This is a genomic window from Paracraurococcus ruber (assembly GCF_004353985.1).
GTDB lineage: Bacteria > Pseudomonadota > Alphaproteobacteria > Acetobacterales > Acetobacteraceae > Paracraurococcus > Paracraurococcus ruber.
Window position 1 is genome coordinate 1 of sequence record NZ_SMOA01000489.1, and the last position, 2,365, is coordinate 2,365.

2 protein-coding genes are annotated in these 2,365 nt (G+C 75.1%); one reads left to right on the forward strand and one right to left on the reverse strand.

All coding sequences use genetic code 11. From position 1 onward, the window contains the following. Positions 1-273 precede the first annotated feature (273 nt). On the forward strand, positions 274-1,062 hold the full coding sequence (locus E2C05_RS31070) for an aldolase (protein WP_133223473.1): 789 nt from the start codon (positions 274-276) through the stop codon (positions 1,060-1,062). A gap of 166 nt (positions 1,063-1,228) precedes the next feature. On the opposite strand, the gene E2C05_RS31075 is transcribed toward E2C05_RS31070, so the two are convergent. Beyond that, the gene (locus E2C05_RS31075) at positions 1,229-2,203 is read right to left on the reverse strand and encodes a Bug family tripartite tricarboxylate transporter substrate binding protein (protein ID WP_205083208.1); all 975 of its coding nucleotides are present in this window, start codon (positions 2,201-2,203) and stop codon (positions 1,229-1,231) included. Positions 2,204-2,365 lie beyond the last annotated feature (162 nt).

A 2,365-nucleotide genomic window follows, 5' to 3' on the forward strand; every position in this document is an offset into this window, starting at 1 on the left:
CGCGGCGAAGGCGCGGCAGCGGGGCACCCGCGCCTGACCCGGCGGCTGCCCCCGGCCGCGCCGGATGGCGCCCGGAGCCAGCCTGCAGCCCCGGGGCGCGACCGGTCGCCGCGGGGCCGCCGGCCCGGGGCCTTCGCGCCCCGCCACGATCTGCTGTAGAGCGGACCGGCAAGGGCCGTGGACGGCCCGCAGACATGCGGCTTCGGCGGTGGGGCGTTCGGGTCCGAACGCGTTCCGCTGCGGCCCGCGCCGCGCTTCACCGGGAGTCCCACCATGGCCCATGCCTTCGGGGGCGCTGCCGCGCCCGCCATCCTGCGCAACAGCGATCTCGACGCCGATGCGGTGCGGCAGGCGCGCATCGACCTCGCCGCCTGCTTCCGCATGGCGGCGAAGCTCGGCCTGCACGAGGGCATCTGCAACCATCTGAGCTTCGTGGTGCCCGGCCGGGACGACCTCTTCCTGGTCAACCCCTATGGCTGGGCCTTCTCCGAGATCACCGCGTCCCGCCTGCTGGTCTGCGACTTCCAGGGCAACGTGGTGGCCGGCGAGGGCGTGCCGGAGGCGACCGCCTTCTACATCCATGCCCGGGTCCACAAGAACGTGCCGCGCGCCAGGGCCTGCTTCCACACCCACATGCCGAATGCGACGGCCCTGGCGATGCTGGAAGGGCCGCCGCTGGTCTGGGCCGGCCAGACCGCGCTGAAATTCTACGGCCGCACCGTGGTGGACGAGGAGTATGGCGGCCTCGCGCTCGATGAGGCGGAGGGCGACCGCATCGCCGCCTCGGTCGGCGAGGCCGACATCGTCTTCATGAAGAACCACGGCATCATGGTGCTGGGCGCGACGGTCGCGGAGGCCTGGGACGACCTCTACTACCTCGAGCGCGCCTGCGAGGCGCAGCGCCTGGCGATGAGCACGGGCCGCGCGCTGAAGCCGGTGCCGCCGGAGATGGCGCGGCGGACCTATGAGCAGATGCGCGAGGGCGACCGCGAGAGCGCGCGGCTGCACCTGGAGAGCGTGAAGCGGATCCTGCTGCAGGAGGCGCCCGACTTCGCCGCGTGAAGGCGGGGGGCTGCGCCCCCTCGCGTCCCACCAAGGGCCGGAGGGCCTTTGGCAACCATGGCTCCGGCGCGGCTTGCGCGCCCGACGGAACGCGCAAGCCGCAGCAGGTCATCGGACGCCGGGCGGATCGGCGCTGCGCGGCCTTCGCGCCACGCCGCCATCCGCCCTAGGTCTTCGCCAGGCCCAGGTCGCGCAGCAGCGCCGCCGAGGTTTCGGCGAAGCCGCGGACGAAGGCGGAGAAGCCTTCGGGGCCATCCCAGACCGGCACGATGCCGCGCGCCTTGAGCTGGTCCTGCACCTCCGGCCGCGCATGCGCGCGCTGCGCGGCGGCGAGCAGCGTCTCCCGCACCGGGGCCGGGATGCCGCGCGGCGCGACCAGCGAGAACCAGTTGGCATAGGCCCAGCTCAACCCCGTCTCGCGCAGCGTCGGCACCTCCGGCATGGTGGACAAGCGCTGCTCGCCCATCACCGCCAGCACCTTCACCCGCCCGGCCGCGGCCAGGGATTGCGCCTCGATCGGGGACCCGGTGAAGACGCCGATCCCGCCCGCCACCAGATCCTGCAGGGCCGGCGCGCCGCCATTGCTCGGGATCCAGCGGATGCGGTCCGCCTCCAGCCCCAGCGCGCGGCAGAGGCCCGCCGCCGCCAGGTGCCAGGCGCCGCCGGTGCCGACGCCCGAGCCGGTGATGCGGCCGCGCGGGCTTTCCCGCAGCGCGCCGGCGAAGGCGGCGAAATCGCCCCAGGCGGCGCCCGCCTGCACCGTGACGCCGGCCGGCAGCACCGCGATGCGCGACAGCAGGTCGAGGCTGTCCGGCCCGAGATCGCCGAGGCCGAGCGTGCGGTAATTGGCGATCTCGGAGGTGCCGGTGCCGAGCGTGTAGCCATCCGGCGCCGCGGTCGCGATGGCGGAATGGCCGGTGATGCCGCCGCCGCCGGTGCGGTTGACCACGTTGACGGGCTGGCGGAGTTCCTGCTCGAAGCCCTGGGCGAAGATGCGGGCGACGATGTCGGTGCCGCCGCCGGCGGCCCAGGGCACGACCAGGGTGACCGGCCTCGCCGGCCAGGACCCCGGTTGGGCGCGGGCGAGGCCTGGCGCGGCGAGCGCCCCCATGAGGCCCGGCAGATGGCGCCGCTGGATCATCATGCGTCCCCCCCCTTGTCGTTGCGGGAAGGATGCGCTGCGGGCTGCCCCGCGTCCATGCCGGCGCGTCGGCGGCCGCCGGCCCAGGGGGTGCGTGGCGACGGAAGGGGGCGCGGCTGCGGCGCGTCAGGCCGGGCTGGCGGGGCGCGCCTCGGCGCGGGC

Bases quoted from the DNA above. Each gene is read 5' to 3' on its own strand.
- E2C05_RS31070 (WP_133223473.1), top strand. From the start codon at position 274: ATGGCCCATGCCTTCGGGGGCGCTGCCGCGCCCGCCATCCTGCGCAAC.
- E2C05_RS31075 (WP_205083208.1), bottom strand. From the start codon at position 2,203: ATGATCCAGCGGCGCCATCTGCCGGGCCTCATGGGGGCGCTCGCCGCG.